The 25699-nt window shown below is 72.0% G+C and carries 28 protein-coding genes; 7 read left to right on the plus strand and 21 right to left on the minus strand.

Annotated features, from left to right (window positions below):
• The first annotated feature begins 53 nt into the window (after positions 1-53).
• Complete coding sequence (locus ACZ5PB_RS01460) at positions 54-716, plus strand: hypothetical protein (protein WP_468686774.1); 663 nt, start codon at positions 54-56, stop codon at positions 714-716.
• Between the two features lie 10 nt (positions 717-726).
• Here the strand turns inward: ACZ5PB_RS01460 and ACZ5PB_RS01465 are convergent, their stop codons facing one another.
• The 3 genes from ACZ5PB_RS01465 to ACZ5PB_RS01475 all read right to left on the minus strand — a co-directional run bounded on the left by ACZ5PB_RS01465 (position 727) and on the right by ACZ5PB_RS01475 (position 4927).
• Positions 727-2112: an amino acid permease gene (locus tag ACZ5PB_RS01465; protein ID WP_468686775.1), complete on the minus strand. Its 1386-nt coding sequence runs from the start codon at positions 2110-2112 to the stop codon at positions 727-729.
• A gap of 81 nt (positions 2113-2193) precedes the next feature.
• Positions 2194-4341, minus strand: a complete 2148-nt coding sequence (locus ACZ5PB_RS01470) for a phage holin family protein (RefSeq protein ID WP_468686777.1) — start codon at positions 4339-4341, stop codon at positions 2194-2196.
• A gap of 160 nt (positions 4342-4501) precedes the next feature.
• Positions 4502-4927 carry a hypothetical protein gene (locus ACZ5PB_RS01475; protein WP_468686778.1) on the minus strand — a complete coding sequence of 142 codons (426 nt, stop codon included), beginning with the start codon at positions 4925-4927 and terminating at the stop codon, positions 4502-4504.
• A 149-nt stretch (positions 4928-5076) separates the two neighbouring features.
• Here ACZ5PB_RS01475 and ACZ5PB_RS01480 point away from each other — a divergent pair, with 149 nt between their 5' ends.
• Both ACZ5PB_RS01480 and ACZ5PB_RS01485 read left to right on the plus strand, forming a co-directional pair.
• Positions 5077-5856, plus strand: a complete 780-nt coding sequence (locus tag ACZ5PB_RS01480) for an MBL fold metallo-hydrolase (RefSeq protein WP_468686780.1) — start codon at positions 5077-5079, stop codon at positions 5854-5856.
• Positions 5857-5906: 50 nt separating this feature from the next.
• A complete protein-coding gene (locus ACZ5PB_RS01485) occupies positions 5907-6539 on the plus strand; it encodes a DedA family protein (RefSeq protein ID WP_468688227.1) in 633 nt (210 codons plus the stop codon).
• 36 nt (positions 6540-6575) lie between these two features.
• Here ACZ5PB_RS01485 and ACZ5PB_RS01490 read toward each other — a convergent pair whose 3' ends face one another.
• The 3 genes from ACZ5PB_RS01490 to ACZ5PB_RS01500 all read right to left on the minus strand — a co-directional run bounded on the left by ACZ5PB_RS01490 (position 6576) and on the right by ACZ5PB_RS01500 (position 10073).
• On the minus strand, positions 6576-7649 hold the full coding sequence (locus ACZ5PB_RS01490; protein WP_468686781.1) for an MBL fold metallo-hydrolase: 1074 nt from the start codon (positions 7647-7649) through the stop codon (positions 6576-6578).
• A 59-nt stretch (positions 7650-7708) separates the two neighbouring features.
• Positions 7709-8935 (minus strand): aminotransferase class I/II-fold pyridoxal phosphate-dependent enzyme, encoded by a 1227-nt coding sequence (locus tag ACZ5PB_RS01495; protein ID WP_468686783.1) that lies wholly within the window; start codon positions 8933-8935, stop codon positions 7709-7711.
• A gap of 460 nt (positions 8936-9395) precedes the next feature.
• Complete coding sequence (locus ACZ5PB_RS01500; protein ID WP_468686785.1) at positions 9396-10073, minus strand: ANTAR domain-containing response regulator; 678 nt, start codon at positions 10071-10073, stop codon at positions 9396-9398.
• 75 nt (positions 10074-10148) lie between these two features.
• Here ACZ5PB_RS01500 and ACZ5PB_RS01505 point away from each other — a divergent pair, with 75 nt between their 5' ends.
• A complete protein-coding gene (locus tag ACZ5PB_RS01505) occupies positions 10149-11384 on the plus strand; it encodes a PAS domain-containing protein (RefSeq protein WP_468686787.1) in 1236 nt (411 codons plus the stop codon).
• 9 nt (positions 11385-11393) lie between these two features.
• Here the strand turns inward: ACZ5PB_RS01505 and ACZ5PB_RS01510 are convergent, their stop codons facing one another.
• The 3 genes from ACZ5PB_RS01510 to ACZ5PB_RS01520 all read right to left on the minus strand — a co-directional run bounded on the left by ACZ5PB_RS01510 (position 11394) and on the right by ACZ5PB_RS01520 (position 12907).
• Positions 11394-12185 (minus strand): RNA polymerase sigma factor SigF, encoded by a 792-nt coding sequence (locus ACZ5PB_RS01510; RefSeq protein WP_468686788.1) that lies wholly within the window; start codon positions 12183-12185, stop codon positions 11394-11396.
• Between the two features lie 310 nt (positions 12186-12495).
• Positions 12496-12756 carry a DUF4235 domain-containing protein gene (locus tag ACZ5PB_RS01515; RefSeq protein WP_468686789.1) on the minus strand — a complete coding sequence of 87 codons (261 nt, stop codon included), beginning with the start codon at positions 12754-12756 and terminating at the stop codon, positions 12496-12498.
• Positions 12757-12763: 7 nt separating this feature from the next.
• On the minus strand, positions 12764-12907 hold the full coding sequence (locus ACZ5PB_RS01520) for a hypothetical protein (RefSeq protein ID WP_468686790.1): 144 nt from the start codon (positions 12905-12907) through the stop codon (positions 12764-12766).
• Between the two features lie 316 nt (positions 12908-13223).
• On the opposite strand from ACZ5PB_RS01520, the gene ACZ5PB_RS01525 reads away from it, so the two are divergent.
• Both ACZ5PB_RS01525 and ACZ5PB_RS01530 read left to right on the plus strand, forming a co-directional pair.
• Positions 13224-13667: a CBS domain-containing protein gene (locus tag ACZ5PB_RS01525; protein WP_468686791.1), complete on the plus strand. Its 444-nt coding sequence runs from the start codon at positions 13224-13226 to the stop codon at positions 13665-13667.
• 60 nt (positions 13668-13727) lie between these two features.
• Complete coding sequence (locus tag ACZ5PB_RS01530; protein ID WP_468686792.1) at positions 13728-15266, plus strand: phosphatase PAP2 family protein; 1539 nt, start codon at positions 13728-13730, stop codon at positions 15264-15266.
• On the opposite strand, the gene ACZ5PB_RS01535 is transcribed toward ACZ5PB_RS01530, so the two are convergent.
• The 11 genes from ACZ5PB_RS01535 to ACZ5PB_RS01585 all read right to left on the minus strand — a co-directional run bounded on the left by ACZ5PB_RS01535 (position 15244) and on the right by ACZ5PB_RS01585 (position 22072).
• The gene (locus ACZ5PB_RS01535) at positions 15244-16323 is read right to left on the minus strand and encodes a cation diffusion facilitator family transporter (protein ID WP_468686793.1); all 1080 of its coding nucleotides are present in this window, start codon (positions 16321-16323) and stop codon (positions 15244-15246) included. The genes ACZ5PB_RS01530 and ACZ5PB_RS01535 overlap by 23 nt on opposite strands.
• 5 nt (positions 16324-16328) lie before the next feature.
• The gene (locus tag ACZ5PB_RS01540) at positions 16329-16559 is read right to left on the minus strand and encodes a gas vesicle protein K (RefSeq protein ID WP_468688228.1); all 231 of its coding nucleotides are present in this window, start codon (positions 16557-16559) and stop codon (positions 16329-16331) included.
• Positions 16560-16726: 167 nt separating this feature from the next.
• Entirely contained in the window at positions 16727-16942 is a 216-nt protein-coding gene (locus tag ACZ5PB_RS01545; protein ID WP_468686794.1) for a gas vesicle protein, read from the minus strand.
• Positions 16939-17832, minus strand: a complete 894-nt coding sequence (locus ACZ5PB_RS01550) for a GvpL/GvpF family gas vesicle protein (RefSeq protein WP_468686795.1) — start codon at positions 17830-17832, stop codon at positions 16939-16941. The genes ACZ5PB_RS01545 and ACZ5PB_RS01550 overlap by 4 nt, the downstream gene beginning before the upstream one ends.
• A complete protein-coding gene (locus tag ACZ5PB_RS01555; protein ID WP_468686796.1) occupies positions 17829-18242 on the minus strand; it encodes a gas vesicle protein in 414 nt (137 codons plus the stop codon). The genes ACZ5PB_RS01550 and ACZ5PB_RS01555 overlap by 4 nt, the downstream gene beginning before the upstream one ends.
• The gene (locus ACZ5PB_RS01560; protein ID WP_468686797.1) at positions 18239-19501 is read right to left on the minus strand and encodes an SRPBCC family protein; all 1263 of its coding nucleotides are present in this window, start codon (positions 19499-19501) and stop codon (positions 18239-18241) included. The genes ACZ5PB_RS01555 and ACZ5PB_RS01560 overlap by 4 nt, the downstream gene beginning before the upstream one ends.
• On the minus strand, positions 19494-20225 hold the full coding sequence (locus tag ACZ5PB_RS01565; RefSeq protein ID WP_468686799.1) for a DNA primase: 732 nt from the start codon (positions 20223-20225) through the stop codon (positions 19494-19496). Before ACZ5PB_RS01565 ends, ACZ5PB_RS01560 begins: the two co-directional genes overlap by 8 nt.
• Positions 20222-20473, minus strand: a complete 252-nt coding sequence (locus tag ACZ5PB_RS01570; RefSeq protein WP_468686801.1) for a gas vesicle protein GvpG — start codon at positions 20471-20473, stop codon at positions 20222-20224. The genes ACZ5PB_RS01565 and ACZ5PB_RS01570 overlap by 4 nt, the downstream gene beginning before the upstream one ends.
• A 12-nt stretch (positions 20474-20485) precedes the next feature.
• Positions 20486-21202 carry a GvpL/GvpF family gas vesicle protein gene (locus ACZ5PB_RS01575; protein ID WP_468686803.1) on the minus strand — a complete coding sequence of 239 codons (717 nt, stop codon included), beginning with the start codon at positions 21200-21202 and terminating at the stop codon, positions 20486-20488.
• Positions 21199-21618 (minus strand): gas vesicle structural protein GvpA, encoded by a 420-nt coding sequence (locus ACZ5PB_RS01580; RefSeq protein WP_468686804.1) that lies wholly within the window; start codon positions 21616-21618, stop codon positions 21199-21201. Before ACZ5PB_RS01580 ends, ACZ5PB_RS01575 begins: the two co-directional genes overlap by 4 nt.
• A gap of 46 nt (positions 21619-21664) precedes the next feature.
• Positions 21665-22072, minus strand: a complete 408-nt coding sequence (locus tag ACZ5PB_RS01585) for a gas vesicle protein GvpO (protein WP_468686806.1) — start codon at positions 22070-22072, stop codon at positions 21665-21667.
• Between the two features lie 93 nt (positions 22073-22165).
• On the opposite strand from ACZ5PB_RS01585, the gene ACZ5PB_RS01590 reads away from it, so the two are divergent.
• Complete coding sequence (locus ACZ5PB_RS01590) at positions 22166-23635, plus strand: MFS transporter (protein ID WP_468686807.1); 1470 nt, start codon at positions 22166-22168, stop codon at positions 23633-23635.
• Between the two features lie 191 nt (positions 23636-23826).
• On the opposite strand, the gene ACZ5PB_RS01595 is transcribed toward ACZ5PB_RS01590, so the two are convergent.
• On the minus strand, positions 23827-25698 hold the full coding sequence (locus ACZ5PB_RS01595; protein ID WP_468686809.1) for a transketolase: 1872 nt from the start codon (positions 25696-25698) through the stop codon (positions 23827-23829).
• Between the last annotated feature and the right edge of the window lies 1 nt (position 25699).

The raw sequence follows: 25699 nt of genomic DNA on the forward strand, positions 1-25699 counted from the left end.
CCCCGATCATTTGGCCCCGGCCGCCCCACGGCCCCCATCGGAGGGACATCCTCATGCCCGCTCCCACGCGTCGTATCACCACCACGTGCGTACTGGCCGCCGTACCGCTGCTGCTCCTCGGGGGCCCCGCGGTCGTGAACGCGGCGTCCCCCGCCGCCCCCGCGGACGCGCAGAACAACCCGCCGGCCGTGTCCATCGCCCTGACCAACGGCGTCGAGACGGTCGGCGCGGGCACCAAGGTCGACTACACGGTGACCGTACGGAACCAGGGCCCGGGGCACCTGACCGCCCTGCGCGTCGAACAGGAACTCCCGGCCGGTGCGACGGCGGGCGCTGCGGGCCAGCGGGCGAAGGTCGTGGGCGGCAAGGCGGTGTGGACGACGGACGTACGGGCGCACGGCTCGGCGGTGCTGACGTCGTCGGCGCGGGTCGGGACGGAGGGGGCGGGGGCGCTGCGGTCCGCGAGCACGGCGTGCGCGTACCTGCCCAAGTCGCAGGTTCCGGTGGTGTGTTCGAGCGACATGGACATGCTGCCCTCGGACGCGAAGGCGGGCGGCGCGCCGCTGGCGGGGGCGCCGGGGGTGGCGGCCGCAGCGCCGGAGGCGACGCTGCTGGGGATGGACCGGCCGGTGGCGATCGGGGTGCTGGCGGGGGTGGCCGGGCTGGCCGGGGGCGGGGTGTGGGTGCTGCGCAGGCGCCCCTCGGGACTCCGCTGACCCCGGGGCCCTACGGCGCGACCGCGCCGCGCTTCTTGTGCGCCGACATGCACGCGTAGACGAGCACTCCGGCGAAGAGGAACAGTACTCCCTGGTAGACCGCCGCGTATCCCGACCCGGCGACCAGCCACATCGAGAAGCCCGCCGCCAGTGCCGCCAGTACTCCGTCGCGGATCAGCCGGCCCCGGTCGACCCGGTCCGACCGGCCCGACAGCAGGAAGTACAGCTGGGCGGCGGTGGCGAGCAGGTAGGGGACGGTGGCGGTGAACGTCGTCACCAGGACCAGGATCTCGAAGACCCCGTCCGAGCCCGCCGTGTAGTTGTAGACGGTCAGGAGCGAGGCGAGGACGACGGTGACGATCACGCCGACCGTCGGGACGCCCCGGCGCTTCGTCGCGAAGACGGCCGGGAAGAGGCCGTCCTTGGCGGCGGCGTACGGGGTCTGGGCGCTGAGCAGGGTCCAGCCGTTCAGGGCGCCGAGGATCGAGACGAGGGCCGCGCAGGCGACGACCGTGCCGCCCCAGGTGCCGCCGAACATGTGGTTCACGGCGTCGGAGAAGGGTGCCCCGGAGTCCACCAGCTTGTCGTGGGGGACGTTGCCGAAGACGGAGAGGGTGCCCAGGAGGTAGACGAAGGCGGCGCCGAGGGTGCCGAGGATGGTGGCGCGGCCGACGTTGCGGCGCGGGTCGCGGACCTCGCCCGCGCTCACGGCGGCCGATTCGACGCCGAGGTAGCTGAAGAGCAGGATCGCGGCGGACGCCGAGACGGCGCCGACCGCGCCGCTGCCGCTCGCCTGGAACGGGCCCAGGTTGTCCGCCTGGAAGGTGAAGAGGCCGCCGACCGCGACCAGCAGCAGCGGCGCGAACTTCAGTACGGTGGCGACGACCTGGACCGCTCCGACGTACCGGGTCCCGGCGAGGTTCGCGGCGGCGGGCAGCCACTGGATGACCAGGGCGGCCAGCATCATCGCCGTCTTGGAGTCGCCGAGCGGGATCAGGACGTCGAGGTAGCCGACGGCCGCCACGGCGAGCGCCGCGTTCGACACCCAGGCGGTGATCCAGTAGCTCCAGGCGGCCAGGAATCCGGCGAAGTCACCGAACGCCTCGCGGGCGTAGACGTACGGGCCGCCCGTCCTGGGGTGCTGGTTGGCCAGCTTGCCGAAGACCAGGGCCAGGCAGATCGCGCCGAGGGTCAGGACGCCGAAGGCGACCAGGCTGATGGTGCCGAAGGGGGCGACGGAGGCGGGGAGGAGGAAGATTCCGCCGCCGATGATGTTGCCCATGACCAGGGTCGTGGCGATCCCCAGGCCGAAGCGGCGGGCGTGCTTGCTGCCGCTCTCCGGACCTTCGGTGGGATCGGCCGGAGCCGACGGGGGAACGGTTCCGGGGTCGTGCATGGGGTGGTGCCTCTCGCCGTACGAAGTGCCCAGGGTCGCCGGGCGACAGCCATGGTCGGGTACGGGCAAGGCTGCACCAAATCAAGCTCTTTCATCCTGTACGGCGCGGTCCGTGGCGGGAAAACCTCCTTCGACCGGGTCGTTCCACGGGGATTCCTGCGCGGCCCCCAACGGCACCTGCGGGCCCTGGCATTCGCGCAGCCAGCGGCGAAGTACCTGGTGAACGGCTTCCGCGCCGACGATTTCGGTGCCGTCGGGCACCGGTTGCGTGAGGGTGAGGGGCCACATCAGGAAGGGGCGGGTCTGTTCGCCGCCCAGACCTCCGTGCGAGCCGATCTGCTCCTCGAAGGCGTGCACCTCGCCGGTCTTCGGGTCGTACGCGGAGTTGACCATGAGGTCGGCGGTGTGCGGGAAGCCGTCGGTGCGGCGGATCGCGTCGGCGGCGCCCTTGCCGAAGTGCCGCAACGGGCCTTCGCCGTCGCGGAGTTCGGGCAGCGGAATCTCGGCGCCGCCGGAGCCGAGCAGTACGGCTCCGTACTCCTCGCTGCGTACGAGCACGAAGCCGATGCCGGGGTGGCCGGACAGCATCCGCAGCAGGGCGGGGTGGCGGCGGTCGATGTCCTCGCGGGTGGCGCGGCCGGGGAGGTCGGGGAAGCTGATCAGGCCGAGGTTGCCGGAGGCGAGGACGATCGGGTCGGTGCCGGCCGATGCCTTGGGCGAGGCGGACGTACCGGGCGTCGCGGGGGCGTCCTGCGTACCCACGACCGGGCGGTGCAGGGCGATGCGGACAGCGTCGCGGGCCTCGGCGCCGCTCTTGGTGCGCCGGGCGCGGCGCGGGACGTTCAGTCCGCAGCTGGCGCGGACGTAGTCGCGCAGGGTCAGGCCGAAGCGGCCCGCGAAGGTTTCGCCGGGGCTCTGGCCGTGGTCGGAGAGCAGGACGACGCGGTAGGCGCGCGGGGCGTGCTCGGCGACCTTGAGGAGGAGGGCGAGCGAGCGGTCGAGGCGGCGGAGGATCTTGTCGGCGTCCTGGCTGCGCGGCCCCGAGTGGTGGGCGACCTCGTCGTAGGCGACCAGGTCGGCGTAGACGGCGGTGCGGCCGGCCAGCATGTCGCCCATGACGGCGGCGACCACGACGTCGCGTTCGACGACGGTGGCGAAGGCGCGGATGAAGGGGTAGAAGCCGCCCCGGCCGATCCTCGGGGTCTCCTTGCGGAGCCGGGAGCGGACGGAGGAGTGGATCTCGCGGACGACCTCGGCGACGAAGGACATGGCGGTGCGGACGGCGTTCGCGGGGTCGGAGAAGTAGGCGAAGTATCCGGCGCGGGAGCGGTTGTTGGGGCCCCGGCGGGCGGCGATGGACAGGACCAGGGCGAGCTGGTCGGCGCCGCCGGAGAAGAGGTTGCCCCGGCTGGCGCCGTCGTGGCTGAGGAGGCCGCCGTCGCCGGTGCGCTCGATGGCGCGCTGCTGGAGTTCGGCGGTGCTGGCCGGGCTGGAGCAGACCATGGTCCGGCCGGTTTCCTTCTCGTACCAGCGGAAGGCGGGGACGTCGTGGTTGGAACCGTGCAGGATGCCGAGCTGGCTGGCGCCGGTCTGGCTGGACCAGTCGGTGCGCCAGGGGGCGAAGCGGTGGGTGGGGAGGGTGGCGCCCTCGGGTTCGACGAGGCTCGCGACGGTGGGCATCAGGCCCTTGTCGAGGGCGCGGCGCAGGGTGTCGTGGCCGAGGCCGTCGAGCTGGACGAAGAGGGTGCCGGGCATGCCGTGCCGTCCGGCGTCGCGTCCGCCGCCGCGCCGGCGCTGGGCGAGCCGGGCGAGCCTGCGGCGGTACGCCTCGTCGTCGCGGACCGCGAAGGCGGTGGAGGTCGCGGAGGCGACGGCGGACATCACGGCGGCGACGACCACCGCGGTCTGCGGGTCGGACCTGCCGCTGCCGTCGGGGATGAGGCTGAGGGCGAGCAGCAGCAGGGAGCCGTTGAGGAAGAAGACGAGGAGGCCCAGGACGAGGGCGGGGACCAGCAGGAGGGCCCGTACGGCGAGCGGCCAGACCAGGGCGGAGAGGAGACCGAAGGCACCGGCGCCCCAGCCGGCCGTGACAGCGATCCGGGTGACGGACTCCGAGTCGTCGCTCTGGAGCTGGAAGTCGGGGAGGATCCCGGCGAGGGCCAGCATGGTGAGCGTGGACACCGCCCAGACGGTGATCACTCGCAGCAGGGTGCCGCCCGCATGCCGCAAGCCCGCTCTTCGCCCGCGCCCCTCGGCCACCACGCCGTACCACCTCTGTCCCTGTCGGCCCTGCGGTCAAGGGCCTGTTCGTCCGGCCACCCTGCCACAAAGCGGACATGAGGCCGGACCGGACAGCGGGGCACAGTGGGCCGATGCGCCGGCAAGGCGGTCAGCAGCCGTCATATCCGGCCGTCGGCATGGACATCCGCCGGTGCACGTCGGCCTTCATCGGTGCGCTGTAGACGGGCTCGTCGAGCCCCGCTTCCTCCAGCCGTACGCCGCGCCGTTCGCACTCGGCGGAGAAGTCGCGGGCGGAGGCGAGGGCGCGGTCCAGGACGCGTTCGTTGGGGACGACGAAGAAGTCGACCTGGCCGGACTCGACGTCGGCCCACAGGGCGCGGTGGTCGCTGGGCAGTCCGTGCACGACGAGCTGGCGGGTGACGACGTACCCCTTGTCGGCGGCCCAGCGCACGCACATCGCGTACTGGCTCCGGGCGTCGACCAGAAAGGGGTCGCGGTCGAGCTCTTCGAGGGGGGTCAGGCTGGCGATGACTGCCACACGCACCTCACCGGAGTCCGTACGCATGTCGTCCATGACCCGTCCCCTTCGCCGCTGTCACCGCCCCTGACCCTACTCCGGGCCGGGCCCGCGCGAGGAGGCGCGTACGAACGGCGCGGGGGGGCGCCGTAGGGTGGACGGGCGTCGGAAGAAGGAGCCCGGAACACCGTGAAGCCCGGACAGCTGTGAGCATCGCTGGAACCGCCGTCACCTGGTGGGGGCATGCGACCTGCACGGTCGAGGACTCCGGGGTGCGGGTGCTGACCGACCCGTTGTTCGTACGGCGCTTCGCGCATCTGCGCCGGCGCAGGGGTGCGCTGCCCACCGCGCGGGCGCTGAACGCCGATGTGGTGCTGGTCTCGCACCTCCACTCCGACCACCTCCACCTGCCCTCGCTGTCCCGGCTGGCCCCCGGCACGCTGGTGGTCGTGCCGCGGGGCGCGGTGCGCCGGATCTCCGGGCTGCGCGCGTTCCGCACGGCGGAGCTGGCGCCCGGCGAGAGCCTGCGGGTGGGTCCGCTGACCGTGCGGGCGGTGCACGCGGAGCACGACGGGCGGCGACTGCCGGTGGGCCCGCACCGCTGTCCGGCGCTGGGGTACGTCGTCGAGGGCGGGTCCGCGACCTACTTCGCCGGGGACACCGGGCTGTACGACGGCATGGCCGAGGCGGTCGGCCGGATCGACACCGCGCTGCTCCCGGTCGGCGGCTGGGGCCCGAACCTCGGCCCGGGGCACCTGGACGCGGGCCGGGCGGCACAGGCGCTCGCCCTCCTGGGACCGCGAAATGCGATTCCGATCCATTACGGGACATACTGGCCGATCGGGCTGGACGGAGTACGCCCGCACGAGTTCCACGCTCCGGGCCACGAGTTCGTACGGAAGGCGGCCCTGCTGGCGCCGGACGTGGCGGTGCACCGGCTGGAGCACGGCGAGAGCGTGACAGTGACGACGGAAGGACCTGCGTGAGCGGGCAGTGGTGGGCCGCGCAGGGCGACGCCGGACAGACGGGACAGTGGCTGGCGGAGACGGTACGGGCGGTGAACGTCACAGTGCCGCCCGAAGCGACCCAGCAGGCGGTCGGCTATCCGGCGCTCTTCGCGCTGGTGGTGCTGGGCGCGCTGGTGCCGGTGGTGCCGACGGGGGCGCTGGTGAGTACGGCGGCGGTGGTCGCACTGCACCAGAGCGTGCCGCCGGTGTCGCTGGTGATCGTCTTCGCGGTGGCGTCGGCCGCCGCGTTCACCGGCGATCTGGCGCTGTACTGGCTGGGGCTGCGCGGGGTGCGCTCCGAGCACGGGTCGAAGTGGCTGGACGCGCTGCGCAGGCGGGCGCCGGAGCAGCGGCTGGCACAGGCCCAGCGGAAGCTGGAGGAGAACAGGGCGAAGGTCCTGACACTGTCGCGGCTGATACCGGCCGGGCGCATTCCGGTGATGCTGGCGTGCCTGCTGGCGAAGATGCCGATCGGCCGGTTCGCCCGGGGGGACGTACCGGCCTGTCTGGCGTGGGCGGCGGCGTACCAGGTGATCGGGGTGCTGGGCGGCACGCTGTTCGCCGAACCCTGGGAGGGGGTGGCGGCGGCGATCGCGGCGACGCTGCTGATCAGTGCGGTGCCGTCGCTGTGGCGGCGGATGCGGCGCTCGTCACCGGTGTGATTGCGGGACCACTCCTCCCCCATCGGGACTCTCCCCTCAGGTCATGACGCGGGAGGCGCCGACCGGCAGGTCCCACAGCTCCTCGCGCGGTCGGCCGGCCCGCTCCCAGGCGGCGCGGACGCGGGTGAGGGGTTCGAGGACGGGTTCGGCGGAGAGCACGAAGGTGCCCCAGTGCATGGGCGCCATCCGCCGGGCCCCCACGTCGGCACACGCCCGTACCGCTTCCTCCGGGTCCATGTGGACGTCGCGCAGCCACCAGCGGGGGTGGTACGCGCCGATGGGGAGCAGGGCCAGGTCGAGGCCGGGGTGGCGGTCGCCGATCTCGCGGAACCAGTGCCCGTACCCGGTGTCCCCGGCAAAATAGACGCTCTGTCCGTCGTTCTGATCGCTCAGCACCCACCCGCCCCAGAGAGTGCGGCAGGTGTCGGTGAGGGAGCGCTTGCTCCAGTGGTGGGCGGGCACGAAGTGGAGCCGTACGCCCTTCAGTTCGGCGCACTCCCACCAGTCCAGCTCGGTGACGCGGGTGAAGCCCCGGCGGCGGCACCAGCGGGCGAGACCGGCCGGGACGAACAGCGGGGTCTCGCGCGGCAGCCGCTTCAGGGTGGGCGCGTCGAGGTGGTCGTAGTGGTTGTGGCTGATGACGACGGCGTCGACGGGCGGCAGGTCCTCCCAGCGCACGCCCACGGGCGTGATCCGGGCGGGCGTGCCGAGGATCTTCCGGGACCAGACCGGGTCGGTGAGCACGGTGAGCCCACCGATCCGCACCACCCAGCTCGCGTGGCCCGCCCAGGTGACGGCGACGGTCGCGGCGTCGACCACCGGCAGCGGCCCCGGCTCGAACGGCAGCCTGGCGATGTCGCGCAGCCCGTCGCGGCCCGGCCGGATGGCCCCTTCGCGGGCCAGCCTGGCGAGCGCGCGCACGCCGGGGAGCGGGGCGGTGAGGCGGTCGGCGAAGGTACGGGGCCAGGGGGTGCTGCGGACCTCGCCGAGCGGGCGGAGGCGGGTACGGGGGGAACGCGCCGGCGGCCGGGATCGTTCCACCAGGTCCGCCGCACGGCCGGGGCCCGCGGAGCGTTCCGGGGGGTCGGTGAGTTCGGTCTGTTCCGTCATCGAAAGGCTCCGTTCGGTGGCGTATACAGCGGGCGTGCGTGTACGGCGCGGTGGCCGGCTCAGCCCAGTTCGGCGAGGGCGGTGCCCAGGTGGCTCAACGCCTGCTCCAGGTGCGGCAGTTCAAGCGGCTCCTCCGCCGACAGGGACTCCGATCGCTGTGCGGGGGTTGCTCCCAGCAGGGGCGCCGTGGAGATCCGTGCGCGCAGCGAGCCCAGCGGGTCGCCGAACCGGTGCCCGCCGGGGACGGGGGTGCCGAGGCGACGGGTGAGGTACTCCTCCAGCTCCATCGAATCGGTGACGCCGCGCGCGGCGAGCCCGGCCCGCAGCGGGTCCAGATCGGCGTAGAGATGACGCCCCGCGGTCGGCGGCCGGGCGAGGGCACCGGCGGTGAGCACCGCCCGGTGGACGGCCCCCTGCACGCGCGCGTGCAGCGAGGCGGCGGCGCGGGCGCGGGCCACGACGGGTTCGGGGTCGTGCAGGGCGTAGACGGCGGCGGCGGCGACCGGGGCGGAGACGGTGGCGCCGAGCGCGGCGAGGGCGTCGAGGGTGCGGGCGCCGGTGGTGACCCCGTACTCAGTGTCGGGCAGCCGGGCGACGGCCACCCGCCAGGCGGTGGGCACGAGGGCACCGGCCAGATCGGCGATGACGAGGACGAGCTCGGGAAACATCTCGGCGGGGCTGACGAAGACGTGCTCCGCGCGGTGCAGGGTGTCGCGCCAGGTCTCGTCGCTGATCACGACGAGGCCCTCGGCGAGGGCGGCCTCGCAGACCTGGTGGACCACTTCGGGAGGGGCGACGGTCGCGGTCGGGTCGTCCGGCACGGACAGCAGCAGGACGCGGGGGTGGCCCCCCTCGTCCCGCACCCGCCGGACGGTCTCCAGCAGGGCGTACGGGTCGGGGACGCCGCCGCACTCGGCGGGCGTGGGTACGTGGTAGCCGGACTGGGCGGCGCCGCCCAGGAGACGTACTTGTGGTGCCCACCAGGCGGGGCAGGGGCGGGGCAGCAGAACGTCTCCGCCGATGGCGGCCATCAGGGCGAAGAGGAGCGGGGGTGCGCCGGGGGCGGCGACGACGTGGCGCGGATCGACGTCGAGGCCGCGGCGGAGCCAGTGGCCGGTGGCGGCGACCCGGATGGCTTCGCCGCCGCCGGGGGGTTCGGGGGTGGTGCGGGTGGCGGCGGCGGCCAGGGCGGCGGCGAGCTCCGGGAGGACGGGGAGGCCGGGGGAGGGCGCGGGGGGTCCGTGCCGGACGCGGCCTTGGTCGTCCTGGGGGAGGGTCCGCTGCATGGGGGCCTCTGGGGGGTGGGGGTGGGGGTCCTGTTTTTTTGGGGGGCTGCTCGGGGGCGGCCCCCCATGGCCCTTTATAAGTGGGGTTGGGTGGGGGCGCACGGGGAGGTGGGGGGCGGCGTAGGTGGGCCATGGCGGAGGTGGGACGGGAGCGAGGGTCCGAGCGGGGTCGGGGGGCCGCCCCCCTTGCCCACCCGTCCCGCCCCCGGGGGGCGGCCCCGGTGCCCAAGGGGGGCGGGGGCGGGGAGGCGCCCCTTTAGGGGCGCGGGGAACTGCGCGACCAGCCACGACGCACCCGCACATCCCAACCCCCAGCCCCGCGGCCAGCGGTCTAGGGAAGGGGCGGGGAGGGGCACCTGCCCGCCGCAGGCGCGACACCGCTCGGTGACAGCGCGGGCCGCGCGCCCAGACCGGCGCCACGCGGCAGCAGAGCCATCCGGCGCAGCGGGAGAGTGGCCGCTCAGGTGGGAAGGGTCTGGCCTCGGGTTTGGACGATGGATTCGGCTATTTCGGCCAGTTTGCGGTTCGTGTCCTGCGAGACCCTCCGCAGGAAGTCGAACGCCTCCCCCTCGTCACACCTCAGCACATGCATCACGATCCCACTGGCCCGGTCGATCACCGCCCGCGACCGCATCGCCTGCGACAACTGCCCGACCTCCGTCAACGCCTCGTGGAACCGCCGCTCCCGCACCAGACTGGCCGTCGCCTGCTCCCCGAGGATGCCCGCCGCCCCGTGCTCCACGGCGGCCAGTCCCCCCGGCCGGAAGCTGTACAGGCTCAGCGTGACCTCGATGCCCGCCCGGCAGAACGGCAGCGTCAGGCTGGCCCGTACCCCCGAGTCGATCGCCAGGGCGCGGAACTCCGGCCACCTGTCGTCGGCGAGCAGATCGTCGGCGCCGACCGGTTCGCCCCGTTCCAGCGCGGCGGGAATGGGCCCCTCGCCCCGGTCGAGCTGTACGGAGGCGAGTGTGGCGAGGTCGGGATGGGTGGCCGCCGTACGGTCCCGTCCGCTGTGCATGAGTGTCGTCACGGCTCCGCAGCAGACCGCCGTGCACCGGGTGGACTGTTCCGCCAGGGTGCTCAGCGTGCGTGCGACGGAGACGGATTCCGGTGCCCGGCAGTCCGTTTCGGCTCGCATCACAGAGTGCCTCCTCGGTGTGCGGTTTCCCGCCGAACGGACCGCGAAACGGTGTCCGTGGCTAGGCTGATGCGCATGACGCAGCGGGACGAATTCGGCGAGGAACTGGCGGAGTTCGTCAGACGGGTGGCGGAGCTGAGCACCGCCCGCTCCCTGCCCGCGACGGAACACCTCGCGGCCCTGGACGCCTCGCTCATCGAACTCCAGTACGCGGTGGACGAGTTGTGGCCGCGCTACGAGCGGATGGCCCGGGGCACCACCACGGGCGACGAACCCCTCAGCGTCTCGGCGGTCGCCGACCGGCAGGAACGGCAGCTGCTCAAGGCCCTGTTCCAGCGGCTGCCGCTGGCCGTCGCACTGGTGGACCGCGACACCGTCGTACGGCGGATGAACTTCGCTGCCACCCATCTCACCGGCGTCCGCGCCGGTTACGCCACCGGCCGCCCGCTGGCACCGCTCCTCACGCCCGGCGACCGCGCCGCGTTCCGCTCGCAGACGGCGGCGGTGGCGCGCGGGGAGGGCGACCGCAGCGTGACCGTACGGCTCCAACAGCGGCCGACAGAAGCCCTGTTGGTGACACTGACGGCGCTGCGTCCGCCGGACGAACCCCACCCCGCGGTGCTGGTCACCTTCCAGTCCGGCGCACCCACCGGCCCCTCCCCCGCCCGTACGGAGACGGAGGACTCCGGCCGCCCCGTGCCCGTGCCCGACCTCTCCGAGGCGACCCGGCACGCGGAACTGCTCGGCCTCGTCGACGCGATGGCGACGGCCCTGCTGCGCACTCCCCCGGACGGCGGCCGGGAGGCCGTGCTGCACAGTGCGGCCGAGGTGCTGGCGGGCCGGTTCGCGGACTGGGTCGTGGTCGATCTGGCGGGCGGCGGCACGCTGCGCCGGATCGCGGTGCTCGGCGCCGCCGACGTACCACTCCGCGACGAACTCACCGCACAGGACCCGCACCGCTGCCCCCTGGTGATGGAGGCCGCCCGGGGCGCCTCCGGGGTGCTCCAGGTGCGCCCGGAGGACACCGACGGGTTCGGCCACGACGCGGCCGGGCTGCCGATGCTGGTGCGGGCGGCGGTCAGTTCGCTGGTGTGCGTTCCGCTGTCGGCGCCTGCGGACGGGCCGGCGGGGGCCGGTCAGGGCCCCGGCCCCGTGCAGGGGGTGCTGACGCTGTTTCGTACGGGAGCCCGGCAGGCGTTCTCCATGGCCGAGGGGCAGGCCGTGGACGTGATGGCACGTCATACGGCGCTGGCCGCCGCCGGCCGGAGCGATCGTCCCGGCCCCGACCGGCGGCCCGGCCGGCGGCGTTGACGCCCTCGCTCACGCCGCTTCCTTCAGCGCCTGCGCCCGCAGCTGGGTGCAGCACCTGGTGATCAGCCGCGACACGTGCATCTGGGACAGGCCGAGGTCCTCCGCGATGCTGCTCTGCGTCATGTCGCGGAAGAACCGCATGTAGAGGATCTTCCGTTCCCGCTCCGGGAGTTGACTCAGGCCGGGCTTGACGGACTCGCGGTCGACGATGACGTCCAGGGCGGGGTCGGCGGCTCCGATGGAGTCGATGAGGGAGTAGCCGTCCTCACTGCCGGGGAGCTCCGCGTCGAGGGAGAGCGCGGTGAAGGAGTCGAGCGCCTCCAGCCCGGACAGTGCCTCGGACTCGGTCATCTTGGCCTGTGCGGCGATCTCGGCGACCGTCGGGGAGCGCCCCACCATCGTCTGGGCCAGCTCCTGGTGCGCGGTACGCACCCGGTTGCGGAGGTCCTGGACGCGGCGCGGCACGTGCAGGGTCCACATGTGGTCGCGGAAGTGCCGTTTGATCTCGCCGGTGATCGTCGGTACGGCGAAGCTCTCGAAGGCGGACCCGTGTTCCGGGTCGTACCGGTCGACGGCCTTGACCAGCCCGAGCGCGGCCACCTGGCGCAGGTCCTCCAGCGATTCGCCCCGGTTGCGGAACCGGGCGGCCAGCCGCTCGGACATCGGCAGCCACGCGTTGACGATCTCCTGCCGGATCACCTCGCGTTCGTGCCCTTCGGGCAGCCTGACCAGCCGCTGGAACGCGGCGGCGGTGTCGGGGGCGTCGTCGTGCGGATGCTTTCCGTGCGTACGAGTGCGCATCGTGTGTTGCTCCCTGGAAACCTCGGAAACGGTGCTGACGGATGGGTGTCACCGCTGAGAGGGAGAGCAGCAGCCGGTAGTCCGCCGGTTCGCACGGCGCACGCCCGGAGCAGCTGTCACCGCTCCCACGGACGTGCCTCCGGTCCGAAGCACAGGGTTCGCCTGCCCTGGCGCACCCAGGGCAAACGGGGGATGGCGGAAGCTGTGACCGGCCGCACATCCGGCGGCCGGCCACAGCTCCGGCAGGAAGGAGCGGGAAGAAGAGGAGGAAGAGCAGGAAGAGCAGGAAGAGCCGGACCCGCGCGCGGCCTCAGCCCGGCCAGTAGCCGGTGATCCGGTGCACCACGGTGGCACCGCCGCGTTCCACGGCCGTACGTACGACGGCGAAGATCGCGCCCTCCACCGCGACCGCGGGCAGGATCTCGCGCCAGCGGCGCTCGCGGTCGAGTCCGTCCGGGGCGTCGTCCTCACCCGTGACGGCCTTCCAGGTCTTGCGGAACGCCGCACCGGCGAGCATGCCGCCCGCCATTCCGAAGATCATTCCCAGCGGCTTGTAGAGCACCTTGCCCACTTCGCACTCATCCCTTCGTTCGGCGGACGAGCGGGTCCGCCGGTTCGCCGTCCCGCGCCGCCGGTGGGGCGAGCAGGACGTCCTCCAGACGGCCGAGCGCGAGTATCGCGCCGAGCATGAACACGGGCAGCAGAACGGCCAGGAGCGCCATCGCTCCGTCCTTCCCTGGAACCACCTGGGAAATCAACTGGGAGCCACCTGGGGTGGATTCGGGGTCCGCTCCGGGCACGGATTCCGCGACCGCCGTCCCTGACGGCCGCAGATCCGCACCCGGAGCCCATCCCTATCCCAGTGGCCTTGCGGCCGCGATCCGGGTCCCCCGCCTCGCAGGGCCCAAACCCCCTGATCCCAAAGGATGTTGGAATCGGCCGCCCACGGGCCGCACCCGGAACGGGGCATGGCGGACCCGCCTGCGGGTACTCGGCGGCCCCACGGAATCCGCGACGCGAGGGAAGAGGCGGAGCGTCATGGCCCAGTTCGTACGGGAAGTCATGACGGCGGGGGTCGCGGCCGTACGGCCGGACGCCTCGCTCGTCGAGGCAGCCCAGTTGATGCGTGCGCAGGACGTCGGCGATGTCCTGGTGGCACAGGACAACCGGCTGATCGGGGTGCTCACCGACCGGGACATCACCCTCAGGGCGGTGGCGGACGGACTCGATCCGCTGGCCGTCGACGTCCGTTCGGTGTGCACCCCGGCCCCGGTGTCCGTCGGCCCCCACGACGAGATCGCGACGGCGGTACGGCTGATGCGCCAGTACGCGGTGCGCCGGCTGCCCGTCGCCGAGGACGGCCTGCCGCTGGGCGTGGTGAGCCTCGACGCCCTGCCGGGCGATGTCCTGCCGGGGGACGCCCTTCCGGGCAACGACGGTCAGCCGGGCAACGGCGGTCCACCGGGGAGCGAAGGCCGCTGAGGAGCCGTGCGAAGGACCTTGGTACCGGTTCGGACCGGCTCCGGCGGGTAACCGGGTGCCATGTCAGAGCCCTCTTCCCGTACCGCAGCCCATGCTTCCCACGCCTCTCACGCCACCACCCGTCGGATCGCCGACTGGCTGGCCGGTCGCGATCACGCCGTGTTCCAGGCCGTGGCCGCCCGCCACTGGCCTGGTGCCGACCGGGTGCTTCCCCGGCTGAGCCACAGCGCCAACCACGGGCTGCTGTGGTTCGGTGCGGCGGCCGGGATGGCCGCGTTCGGCGGCAGCACCCGCGCCCGCCGGGCCGCGATCCGCGGGGTGGCCTCGCTCGCGCTGGCGTCGGCGACCGTGAACACCGTCGGCAAGCGCTCCATACGCCGGACAAGGCCCGTACTGGACTCCGTACCGCTTATCCGGCAGCTGAAACGGCAGCCCATCACCACGTCGTTCCCGTCCGGGCACTCCGCGTCCGCCGCCGCGTTCGCGACCGGTGTCGCGCTGGAGTCCAAGGGCTGGGGCGCCGCCGTCGCACCCGTGGCGGGCGCGGTCGCGCTGTCCCGGATCTACACCGGCGCGCACTTCCCCAGTGACGTCCTGGTCGGTGCCGCGCTCGGCGTGGGCGCCGCCTTCGCCATACGCGGACTCGTGCCCACCCGCGACCAGTTGCCGTCGCCGGGACGGCCGCACACGGACGCGCCCAGGCTGCCCGCGGGCCAGGACCTGGTGGTCGTCGTCAACAAGGCTTCCGGCAGCGCCGCCGCCAAGGCCGCGCTCGTACGGGACGCCCTGCCCGACGCGGAGGTCCGCGAAGTCGATCCGGCGGACCTGTGCGCGGAGCTGGACAAGGCCGTCGCGCAGGGCCGCGCGCTCGGCGTCTGCGGCGGCGACGGCACGGTCAACCGGGCCGCGGTGGCCGCCGCCCGCGCCAAGGTCCCGCTCGCCGTCTTCCCCGGCGGCACCCTCAACCACTTCGCGTACGACCTGAACATCGAGACCGTGCAGGACACCTGCCGCGCGGTGGAGGCGGGCGACGCGGTCAAGGTGGACCTGGGGCGCTTCACCCCGGGCCCGAACCCCGACGGCTCCCCCAGCTACTTCCTCAACACCTTCAGCCTGGGCGTCTACCCGGAGATGGTCCGCATCCGCGAGCACTGGTCGCCGCGCATCGGCGGCTGGCCGGCCGGTGTACTGGCCGCGTACGAAGTGCTGCGCAGGGAGCGGCCGTTGAAGGCCGAGGTGCGCGGGAAGAACCGCGGGATGTGGATGCTGTTCGCCGGGAACGGGCTGTACCAGCGGATGGGGCCGACGCCGGGCCGCCGCTTCGATCTCGCGGACGGCCTGCTCGATGTCCGCGTGGTGCACGGCGGACGGCTGCCGGGGCTGCGGCTCGTGCTGGCCGCGCTGTCCGGGCCGCTGAGCCGGTCGCCCTTCCACGCGGCGGGCCGGATGCGGCGGGTGCGGATCGCGGGCCTGGAGCCGGGGACGCCGCTGGCGTACGACGGCGAGGTCGCCGAAGCCCCGTCCGCCTTCGTCGTCGACAAGTGGGACGAGGCACTCACCGTGTACCGGCCGCTGCCTACCGCCCAGACGGCTCTGTAGACCCCTGCTGAGGCTCCCCCGGTACGAGTTCGCCGTCGGCGCCCTCGTCCGTGGGAGCCTCCGTCACGTCGAGGAAGACCTGGTCGGCCTCCGGCCACTTCTTCCGTATGTGCTGCTTGATCCGTTCGGAGACCAGCTCGACCTGCTCGCTGTCCAGGCCGGGCATCAGGTCGATACGGGCCGCCACGAGGGTGGACTCCATGCCCAGACGCATGGTGAGCAGGGCCGCGACCCGGTCGATCTCGGGCTGCTCGTCCAGCAGGTCGCGGATGCCGTCGCGCAGTTCAGGGTCGACGGCCTCGCCGATGAGCTGGGCGCGGGCTTCGGAGCCGAGCCGGTAGGCCACGTACACCAGAAGCAGTCCGATGGTGAGCGAGGCGGCGGCCTCGTACGCGATCTGCCCGGTCAGCATGTGGGCGACCATCCCGGCCATGGCGACGAGGACGCCGACGACGGCGGTGGAGTCCTCGGCGACGACGGTGCGCAGCGCCGGATCCTTGCCGAGCCCCTTGCCTGGCTGCTTGCGGACCTGCCACAGGGCGCGGACGAGGGAGGTCCCCTCGGCGACGAGTGCGACGAAGAGGACGATCAGCCCGGCGACGTAACCGCTGGTGGCTTCCGCCTTCGGAGGCTTGGTCAGGGCTTCGACGCCCTGGAAGAAGGAGAAGCCGGCGCCGAGCACGAAGATGCCGACGGCGGCGAGCAGCGACCAGAAGTACCGCTCCTTGCCGTAGCCGAAGGGGTGCTGGCGGTCGGCGGGGCGGCGGCTGCGGCGCAGGGCGGCCAGTAGGAAGACCTCGTTGATGCTGTCGGCGACGGAGTGCGCCGCCTCGGACAGCAGGGCGGGCGAGGACGCGACGAGGCCGCCGATCCCCTTGGCGACGGCGATGAGCAGATTGGCCGCGAGGGCGACGAGGATGGTGATCCGGGTCTTGCGGTCGCCCGAGCCCTTCGCGGCCGGCCCGTCGTCGGATGATGCGTCGGATGCGTCGGATGTATCAGGCGTATCAGGTGTATCGGATGCATCAGGTGTATCGGGGGTGGAGTTCTCGGTCACCGTCGTCAGTTCCGTGGCAGCAGGGGGCCGAGCGGGCCCAGGTCGATGTTGAGGTCCTCCGGCTCCAGTCCGAACTTGTCGCGCAGGATGCCCATCCGGTCCTCCAGGAGCATCAGCGTCATGCCGATGCGCTCTTCCTGATCCTCGGTGAGCTCCCCGGTGTCCACGCGGCGCAACGCCTGGCGTTCCATCAGCTGGCGGAGGAGCTCGACCACGGTGAGGACGAGTTTCACCAGGTCGCGTTCGACGGTGTCGGCGTCGAGCTCGACCCGGCGGCGGGTCGTGTCGGCGGTCGCGGGGGTGCGGTCTTCGGTGGTCGCGGAGGTGAGGCTCTCGACGGCGGCGGACGTGAGGTCCTCGGCGGTGAGCTCCTCGGCGGTCGCGGGTGTGAGGTCTTCGGTGGTCATCGGAGCTCCTCGAAGGGGGACGGCACGTTCTCGCTGACGGAGCTGATGAGCGCGTTGAGGTCGATGCGTACGAGATCGACGTCCGCGATCCGCAGGGTCAGGTCCCCGGCCAGCACCACCCCGCCCGCGAGCAGCCGGTCGAGCAGGTCCACGAGGGCGATCTCGCGCTGGGCGAGCGCGTCGACGTCGTGGTCGTCGGTGAAGTGGCTCATGCCGGCTCCCCCTTCGGTTCCTCCTCCTCCATGTCCGCGCTTTCCGCGATGTCCGCGATGTCCGCGAAGGAGTACGGGGCCCACGGCCCGGTGAGTTCGACCTGGACGCCTGCGCCGTCATCGCCCTCGGGCGTGAGCGCGCGCACCCGCTCGACGAAGGCCTCGGCTTCCGTACGGGGCACCAGGTAGGCGGCGTTGAGTACGTTCTGCCCGCTGTGGCCGGACAGCCGACCGTCCTGGAGGCGGTGCAGCGTCGCGTGTTCGGCACGCTGCGAGAGCTCGGTGTGGAGCCGTCGGCAGAGTGCGTCCGCCCGCTTCGACGCGCTCTCGCGGGTGCGGCGCTGGGCCAGCCGCCGCTGGAGGTAGCTGCGGCCTGCGCCGGGGGCGTCCGCGCTCGGGGCGGGGGCCTCCTGGGCGGCGGCTTCCGCGGCCGGGGCGGGCGCGGGGTTCTCGGCGTACACCTTGACCCCCCACTCGACCCGCCCCTCCAGCCGGTCCAGCGTCGCGGCGAAACGCTGGTGTCCCGACTCCAGGAGCCGCCGCACCCCGCTGTCGTCGCGGCACACGGTCGCGAGGCGCAGCGGGAGCGGGCTGGTCACGGTGGTCAGGGCGGTGACGACGTTCTGGTGCGTGCGCGCGGTGGCGGCGAGCCAGTCGAGGTCTTCGAGGTGGGCCTTGAGCGGCGCCTCGTCGAAGTCGGCGGCGGGCACCGGGCTGACCACGGCGACCAGGTCGCCGTGGCGCAGCAACCGGGGCGGTTCGCCGTCCAGGCCGCGCCCGCCCTCCTCGGGGACGACCCCGTCGAAGGGGCGGGTGACGGCGTAGACGTAGCGGAGCTCCTCCTGGGGAACCCGGCCGTCCTTGCCCGTGCTGTCCGTGGTGGCTGTCATGCCTCTTCTGTGTTCCCGTCAGGAGCGGATTCAAGCTCCCGCTCGCGCCTCTTGGGCTTGCCTTGGGTCCGGTCGCCCCCGCTCCCGGCGTCGACCGACTTCGTGTCGGCCGCTTCCAGGTCGGCGATCCGGCGCTTGAGGCGTTCGTTCTCGGCGGCGATCTCGCGGCGCCTGGCGCCGGAGGAGAGCGACGGGTCGTCCTCCCACCAGTCGATGCCCATCTCCTTGGCCTTGTCGACCGAGGCGACGATCAGACGGAGTTTGATGGTGAGGAGCTCGATGTCGAGGAGATTGATCTTGATGTCTCCTGCGATGACCACGCCCTTGTCGAGTACGCGTTCCAGGATGTCGGCGAGGTTGGCCCCGCCTCCGGAACCGTACGGGTCGGGCATTCTGGCGGCGGTCGTCATCGGCGGCCCCGGTTCCCGGACTCGGCGTACTCGCGCTGCTTGCGGGAGTCGGCGTCCTCCTCGCCGGGGGCCTCGGAGCCCTCGACGAGTTCGGCGTCCTCGTACTCGGCCTCCGGCTCGCCCTCTTCCTCTTCCTCGTCGCCCTCGTCCACGTACTCGGCCTCGGGCTCGTCCTCGGGCTCTTCCTCGCCTTCTTCCTCTTCGTCGTACTCGCCCTCGGGCTCGCCGTCGTCGAGCTCGTCAGGCTCGTCGTGCTCGTCGCCCTCTTCGTACTCGCCCTCGGCCTCGTGCTCCGCCTCGTGCTCGTCGTCGGGGTTCTCGTCGTCCGGCTCGTCCTGGCCGTCCTGGCCGTCGTGCTCGCCGGCCGCCCGCTGTTCCTCCTCGGCGCGGGCCTCTTCCTCCTCGGCGATGGCGTCCTCGTGGGTCTTGACGACTTCGCCGTCCTCGATCTCGCCGCGCCAGCCGTCGTCGATGTCGCCCTTCATGGAGATGTGCCTGGCGTAGTTCTTGAGGTCGAGCCTGGCCCGCCGGCCCTGGGCGCGCCAGATGTTGCCGGTGCGCTCGAACAGCCCCTTGGGGTAGTACTCGATGACCAGCAGGACGCGGGTGATGTTGTCGCCCAGCGGGTGGAAGGTGACGACGCCCTTGGTGGTGCCCTTGGCGCCCTCGGAGGTCCAGGAGATGCGCGCGTCCGGCACCTGCTGGGTGGTGTGCGCCTTCCAGCTGCGGTTGGACCAGAAGACCTTGAGCTTCCAGTCGGAGCTGGTGTCGTCGGCGGTGGTGGCGCTCTTGACGCCCTTGGCGAAGCTGGAGAAGTCCTCGTAGCGGGTCCACTGGTCGTACGCGACCCGGACGGGCACGCCGACGTCGACGGTCTCCAGGATCACGATCGGCCTGCCCCCGCCGCCGCCCTTCTTCCGCTTGCCCTTGCCACCGCCGAACAGCCCGGACACCGCGTCCTTCGCCTTGTCCTTGAGGTGGCCGGCGCCGAGTTCGACGGCGCTGCGCACCGGGCCCTTCCCCTCGGCCAGTTTGCGGCCGCCGTCCAGGGCCAGCTTGGCGAAGCCCGGGCTGTTGCCCTCGGCTATGTCGGTGAGCTTGGCGGTGGACTGGCCCAGCTTGCGGCCCGCGCCCACCAGGAGGCGTTCGGCCTGGGCGGCCAGGTACGCCTGGAACTCCTCCTTCAGCCGGTCGGTGATCTCGCTGTCCGGCTTCAGGGCGCCGGTGAGGCCCTTGGTCGTGTCCTTGACGTCAGCCACGGTTCCGGCCTCCCCTCGATGCGGTCTTCTTCGCGGTTCCGGCCGTCTTCTTGGCGGTGCCGGAAGCGGTCTTGCGCGCCGTCCCGGACGCGGTCTTGCGCGCGGTGCCGGAGGCGGTCTTCTTCGCGTTGTCGGCGCCGGAGCCCGACGCGGTCTTCTTGGCCGTACGGGTGCCGGAGCCCGACGAGCGGGAGCCGGACGAACGGGAGCCGGAACCGGAACCGGACGAGCGGGAGCTTGAGCGGGAGGCACCGGAGCCGGAGGAACCGGAGCCCGACGACTCCGCCCTCTTTCGGGTCTGCCGCCGGGGCCGCTCGCGCTCCTCCGACTGCTCCTCGGGCTCCTCGTCGTACTCCTCGTCCTGGCCCTTGTCCTGGTCCTTCAGGCTGGTGATGTCGGGCACCACGCCCGCGACCTTGTCCTGCACATTGAGCGTACGGTCGTGCAACCGGTCCGCCAGTCCGCCCAGTTGGCGGTTGATGATCGCCCCGGTGGCCGCGGTGCCGACGCCGCGCAGGTCCTCGCGCAGCTGGTCGCCCAGCTCCTTGAACTGCGGGTTGTTCTGCAACTGGGAGGACGCGAAGTCCATCAGGGCCTTCGGGCTCAGCTGCAGCTTCTTGCCCGCGACGAACGTGCCGACGGCGAAGGCGAACTTGAGCTTCTTCGTCCGTCCCAGCAGATAGCCCGCTCCTACCGCGAGCCCCAGGCCGAGCCTGTTGTTCATGGCGATCCTGCTTTCCGGTTCGAGTTCATGTGCTCCAGCCGGTCCAGGAGCTCGTCCTCCCGGCGGTCGAATTCGGCCTCGTCGATCTCGCCGGATTCGAGGAGCCCTTCAAGACGGCGGAGTTCACCCTGGATGGCCGCCGGGTCGTAGTACTGCTTCTCCGCCTCCGCGACCACCTGCCGCAGCACCCAGCCGGTGCCGCGGACAGGGGCCAGCGGAAGCAGGAGCAGCTCTCCCAGGAGACCCATGGATTCCTTCTCTCACTCCACGAAGCTGTACGGCGGCAGCGGCCCGTTGACCTGGAGCACCAGATGCGGGGCCTCGCGCTGGAGCGCGTCCACCGCGTCGCTGAACGAGGCGGCGTCCTCACGCCCCACCAGGAAGGACACGTTGGCCAGCCAGCCGGTGCTCTCGGGCCCCGGGCTGACGTCGAGCGCGACACCTTCCAGCGCCTGGCGCACCAGCGCGGCGTCCTGCTTCTCGCGCTGCTGCACGGCGGCGACGACGCGCTCGCCCAGGTGCAGCTTCTGCTCGTAACTGCCGCCGCCTGCCGCCCTGTTGGCCTCGTTGAGGGTGCGCAGTTCGGCGTTCTCGGCCAGTACGTGGTGGAGTACGGCCTCTTCGTCGTGGGTCGCCTTGACGTTGTACTCGACCTTGCCCTCCAGGGCGTCGAGCCGCTCCAGGTAGTGCTTCTCGCGCTCGGCGAGGACGGTGTTCACCGCGTCGTCGTCGGGCGAGACGCTGCCGAAGCGCATGGGCAGTACGGCGCCGCTCGCGCCGGCCTCGGACAGCACGCTCTGGTGGGCGAGCAGGTCGCGGCGCTTGGGCCGCAGGTCCTCGGGGGCCTCGCTGACGACGGCGGTCAGTTCGCCGGTACGGATGAGGCGCACGGGCCGGGGCGGATCGCCGACGCCGCCCATCTTCTCCGGGAGTCCGGGGTGGGCCGCCCTCGTGATGCCGTAGACGTACGTGCTCATTCCTGCTCCTCCTTCCGGCGGGTGGTCGTCCGCCGGGCCCGCGCCTTCGGCTGGCTGCTCTCTTCACGCGCCTGCTGGAACGCGCCGGATATCGTCTCGGCGGCACCGGACAGGGCGCCCTTGGTCTTGCCGGACGCGCCCTTCTCCACCATGTCGCCGGTGATGTCGGTGAGACCGGACGGCTTCTTGGCGCCGGTCTCCAGGTCGAGGCGGTTGCACGCCTCGGCGAAGCGCAGATACGTGTCGACGCTCGCCACCACGACACGGATGTCGATCTTCAGGATCTCGATGCCGACCAGGGAGACGCGGACGAACGCGTCGATGACGAGTCCCCGGTCGAGGACGAGTTCTAGGACGTCGTAGAGGCCACTGGTACCGCCGCCGCCTCCACCTTGCTGTGCCGGAACTACGGTCATTGGGAACGGTCCTCCTTCTCTGATTGCCGGTTCTGTCTGCCGGCCGCTACTTCTTGTCGGCCCGGCCGCGCTCGTAACGGCCGACGCGGCGGTATCCGGTCAGCTCGCCGTCGGGGTCGAGTTGGACCTCGTACGAGGCGAGCAGGCTCATGGTGTCGGGGACGCGCTCAAGTTCGAGCACCTCGACCCTCAGCACCCAGCCGTCCTCCGTCTGTTCGAAGGAGGACACGGATTCCGCGGTCATTCCGGTGAGTTCCGAAATCTGCTCCCGGGCGGCCCGCAGCACTTGCATGGGCCCGGGTTTACGCGCGGGTTTCCGCGCTGATTTCGAAGCACCGCGCTCTTCTTCGCCGCGCGGTTCGCGCTGTTCGTCGTCGGCTTCGGGGTTTTCATCGGCCTCGGTCTTGGCCTTGGCGGGTGATTTCCTGGGGGTGTTCTCTGAAGTATTTGCCATGTCAGCCTCGGTGGTGCGGGTAACCCGACTCGTCTGGAGCAAACCCTCATCGGCCGAGCGTTGTTCGATTCGGCGTGGGGTACCCGTCGCGCCATGACAACAACAGACAGCAGGGAGTTCCCGGAGGTCCGCACGCGCATTCCGGCGCGGCTGGACCGGCTGCCATGGTCCCCCTGGCACTGGAGGATCATCATCGGCCTCGGCACGGTGTGGATCCTCGATGGCCTGGAAGTGACCATCGTCGGCAATATCGTCGTCCGCCTCGCCGAAGAGGGCAGCGGCATCGAGATCACGACCGCACAAGTGACGACGACGGCCGCCGCGCTGTATGTCGCGGGTGCTTGTGCGGGTGCGTTGTTCTTCGGCCGTCTCACCGACCTCTACGGCCGCAAAAAACTCTTCATCATCACGCTCGCCGTCTATCTGGCGGCGACCGCGGCGACCGCACTGGCCGAATCGGCCTGGTTCTTCTTCGTGTGCCGGTTCATCACCGGATTCGGAATCGGCGGCGAATACGCGGCGATCAACTCGGCCATCGACGAACTGATCCCGAGCAGGTTGCGCGGCCGTATCGACCTGATCATCAACGGTACGTTCTGGGCCGGCGCGGCACTGGGCGCGCTGGCGTCGGTGGCACTGCTCGACACGGACCTCTTCCCCAAGGACGTGGGCTGGCGGCTCGCGTTCGCGATCGGGGTGGTGCTCGGGCTGGTGATCCTGCTCGTACGGCGCCATGTGCCGGAGAGCCCGAGGTGGCTGATGGTGCACGGCCGGTCCCAGGAGGCGGACCGGATCGTCTCCGCGGTGGAGCAGAAGGTCGCCGACGAGACGGGCGAGCGGCTGCCGGAGCCGGAGGAGGAGATCACCGTCAGGCAGCGCGGCTCCGTCGGCTTCCTGGAGATCATGCGGACGGTCTTCTCGCAGTACCGCAAGCGGGCGATCCTGGGCCTGTCGCTCTTCATCGGGCAGGCGTTCCTCTACAACTCGATCACCTTCGGGTACGCGGTCATCCTGGACAAGTTCTTCGGCGTGGGCACCGGATCCGCGGCGTACTACTTCGCGGTCATCGCGGTAGGCAACCTGCTGGGGCCGCTGGTCCTGGGCCACTTCTTCGACTCGGTGGGCCGGGTGCCGATGATCGCCGGGACATACATCCTGTCGGGGCTGCTGCTGTTCGGCACGGCGATGCTGTTCCAGAACAGGATGCTCACGGCAACGACGATGACGGCGTGCTGGTGCGTCGTTCTCTTCTTCGCCTCCGCCGGAGCGAGCTCGGCGTACCTGACGGTGAGCGAGGTCTTTCCGCTGGAGACGCGGGCGATGTGCATCTCGTTCTTCTACGCGGTGGGCACGGCCCTGGGCGGCATCACCGGCCCGATCCTCTTCAACGGCTTGGTGAGCAGCGGCAAGCCGGGCGACACGACACTGGCGTTCTGCATCGGAGCGGGACTGATGGTGGCGGCGGGCCTGGTGGAGTCAGTACTGGGCGTAAAAAGCGAAAGGAAAAGCCTGGAATCCATCGCAGCCCCACTGAGCGCGGTGACAGGCACCAAGAGCAACTAGACAGCAGTTCCCAAGGGCGCGCGGCTACGCCCCCGCCCCTTAGGGCGGGCCCCGCCGAGCCCCCTTGGGCGGCGGGGCCGCCCCCCGGGGGCGGAACGGGCGGGCAAGGGGGCGGCCCCCGGCGGAGCCGAACACCCCGCCCCCGCCCCACCTCCGCCATGGCCCCCCACCCCACCGCCAAGCAAGCCAGGTCAGCGGACCACAGCCTTCTCCACCAGCAGACGAGCCGCCGCCGCAATCGACTCCCCATCAATCCCCGCCCCGTACAACTGCTCCTCAGGCGTCGCCGACCCCGCCATGGACGAAACCGCCAACCGCACCAGCCGAGGCACAGGCCGCCCGTCGGCAAACGCCTCGGCCACCGCGTCCCCGAGCCCACCCTCCGGATGGTGGTCCTCCACCGTCATCAGACACCCGGTCTCCTCCGCCGCCGTCCACAACGTCTGCGCATCCACCGGCTTGACGGAGTACAGATCGACGACCCGTACGGCGATGTCCTCCGCGGCCAGCAGATCCGCCGCCGCCAGCGCCTCGTGGACCGTCGTCCCGGCCGCGACCAGGGTCAGCCGGTCCCGCTCACCCTGCCGCAGCACCTTGGACCCGCCCACCGGGAACTCCTCGTCGGGACCGTAGATGACATCGCTCTTGCCCCTGGCGGTGCGCAGGTAGCGGATGCCACTGAGGTCGGCCATGGCCGCGACCAGCTTCGCGGTCTGGTTGGCGTCGCACGGGCACAGCACGATGCTGCCGTGCACGGCGCGCATCATCGCCAGGTCCTCCAGGCCCATCTGGGAGGGCCCGTCCTCACCGATGGCGACCCCGGCGTGCGAGCCGACCACATTGAGGCCGGCCCGGCTGATGGCCGCCATCCGCAGGAAGTCGTGGGCGCGGGTGAGGAAGGCGGCGAAGGTGGCGACGTACGGCACATGGCCGCGCACCTGCATGCCGACGCCCGCCGCGACGAGGAGCTGCTCGGCGATGTAGCACTCGAAGTAGCGGTCGGGGTGTTCCTCGGCGAAGTACTCGGCCCTGGTCGAGTCGCCGACCTCGCCGTCCAGGACGACCACGTCGCCGCGCGCCGAACCGAGCGCGGTGAGCGCCTTGCCGAACGCGTCGCGGGTGGCGACCTGCTCGCCGCCCCGGGCGGCGGTCTCGAAGCGCGGCAGTGTCAGGTGCCCACTGGGCACCGCGTGCAGGGTGCGGGCCGCCGTCGGCTTGGCGACGTCGACGTGCGCCGCCCGTACGCCGCCGAGTTCGGCGATGGCCGCGGTGGCGTCGGAGAGCGGTTTGCCGTGCTTGCCCTCCTGGTCGGCGACCTCGCTGACGCCCTTGCCCTTGACGGTGCGCGCGAGGATCGCGGTGGGCTGCCCCTGGGTCGAACGGGCTTCTCCGTAGGCCCTGTTGACGGCCTCGGCGTCGTGTCCGTCGACCTCGACGGTGTGCCAGCCGAACGCGCTGAGGCGGCGGGCGTACGCGTCCAGGTCGCCGCCGTGCCGGGTGGCGCCGCGCTGGCCGAGCCGGTTGACGTCCACGATCAGGGTGAGGTTGTCGAGCTGTTCGGCGGCTGCGTGCTCGACGGCCTCCCACACCGAGCCCTCGGCCATCTCGCTGTCGCCGCTGAGCACGTACACCCGGTAGGGGACCCGGTCCAGCCGCTTCCCGGCGAGCGCCACACCGACCCCGATCGGCAGCCCCTGCCCGAGCGAGCCGGTCGCCACGTCCACCCAGGGCAGGCGCGGCGTCGGATGTCCTTCGAGGCGGCTGCCCCGGCTGCGGAAGGTCAGCAGTTCCTCGTCGGTGATCGCACCGGCCGCCCGGTAGAGGGCGTAGAGGAGGGGCGAGGCGTGGCCCTTGGAGAGGATCAGGTGGTCGTTGCCCGGGTGGTCGGGGCGGTCGAAGTCGTAGCGGAGGTGGTTCGCCAGGAGTACGGCGGCGAGTTCGGCGGCGGACATCGAAGAGGTCGCGTGTCCGGACCCGGCCGCGTCCGTGGCGCGGACCGAGTCGACCCTCAACTGCTGGGCGAGTTCGGTGAGTTCTGCGGTGTTGAGACCTTCGGCGGGCATG

The sequence above is a fragment of the Streptomyces sp. NPDC032721 genome (assembly GCF_055579625.1).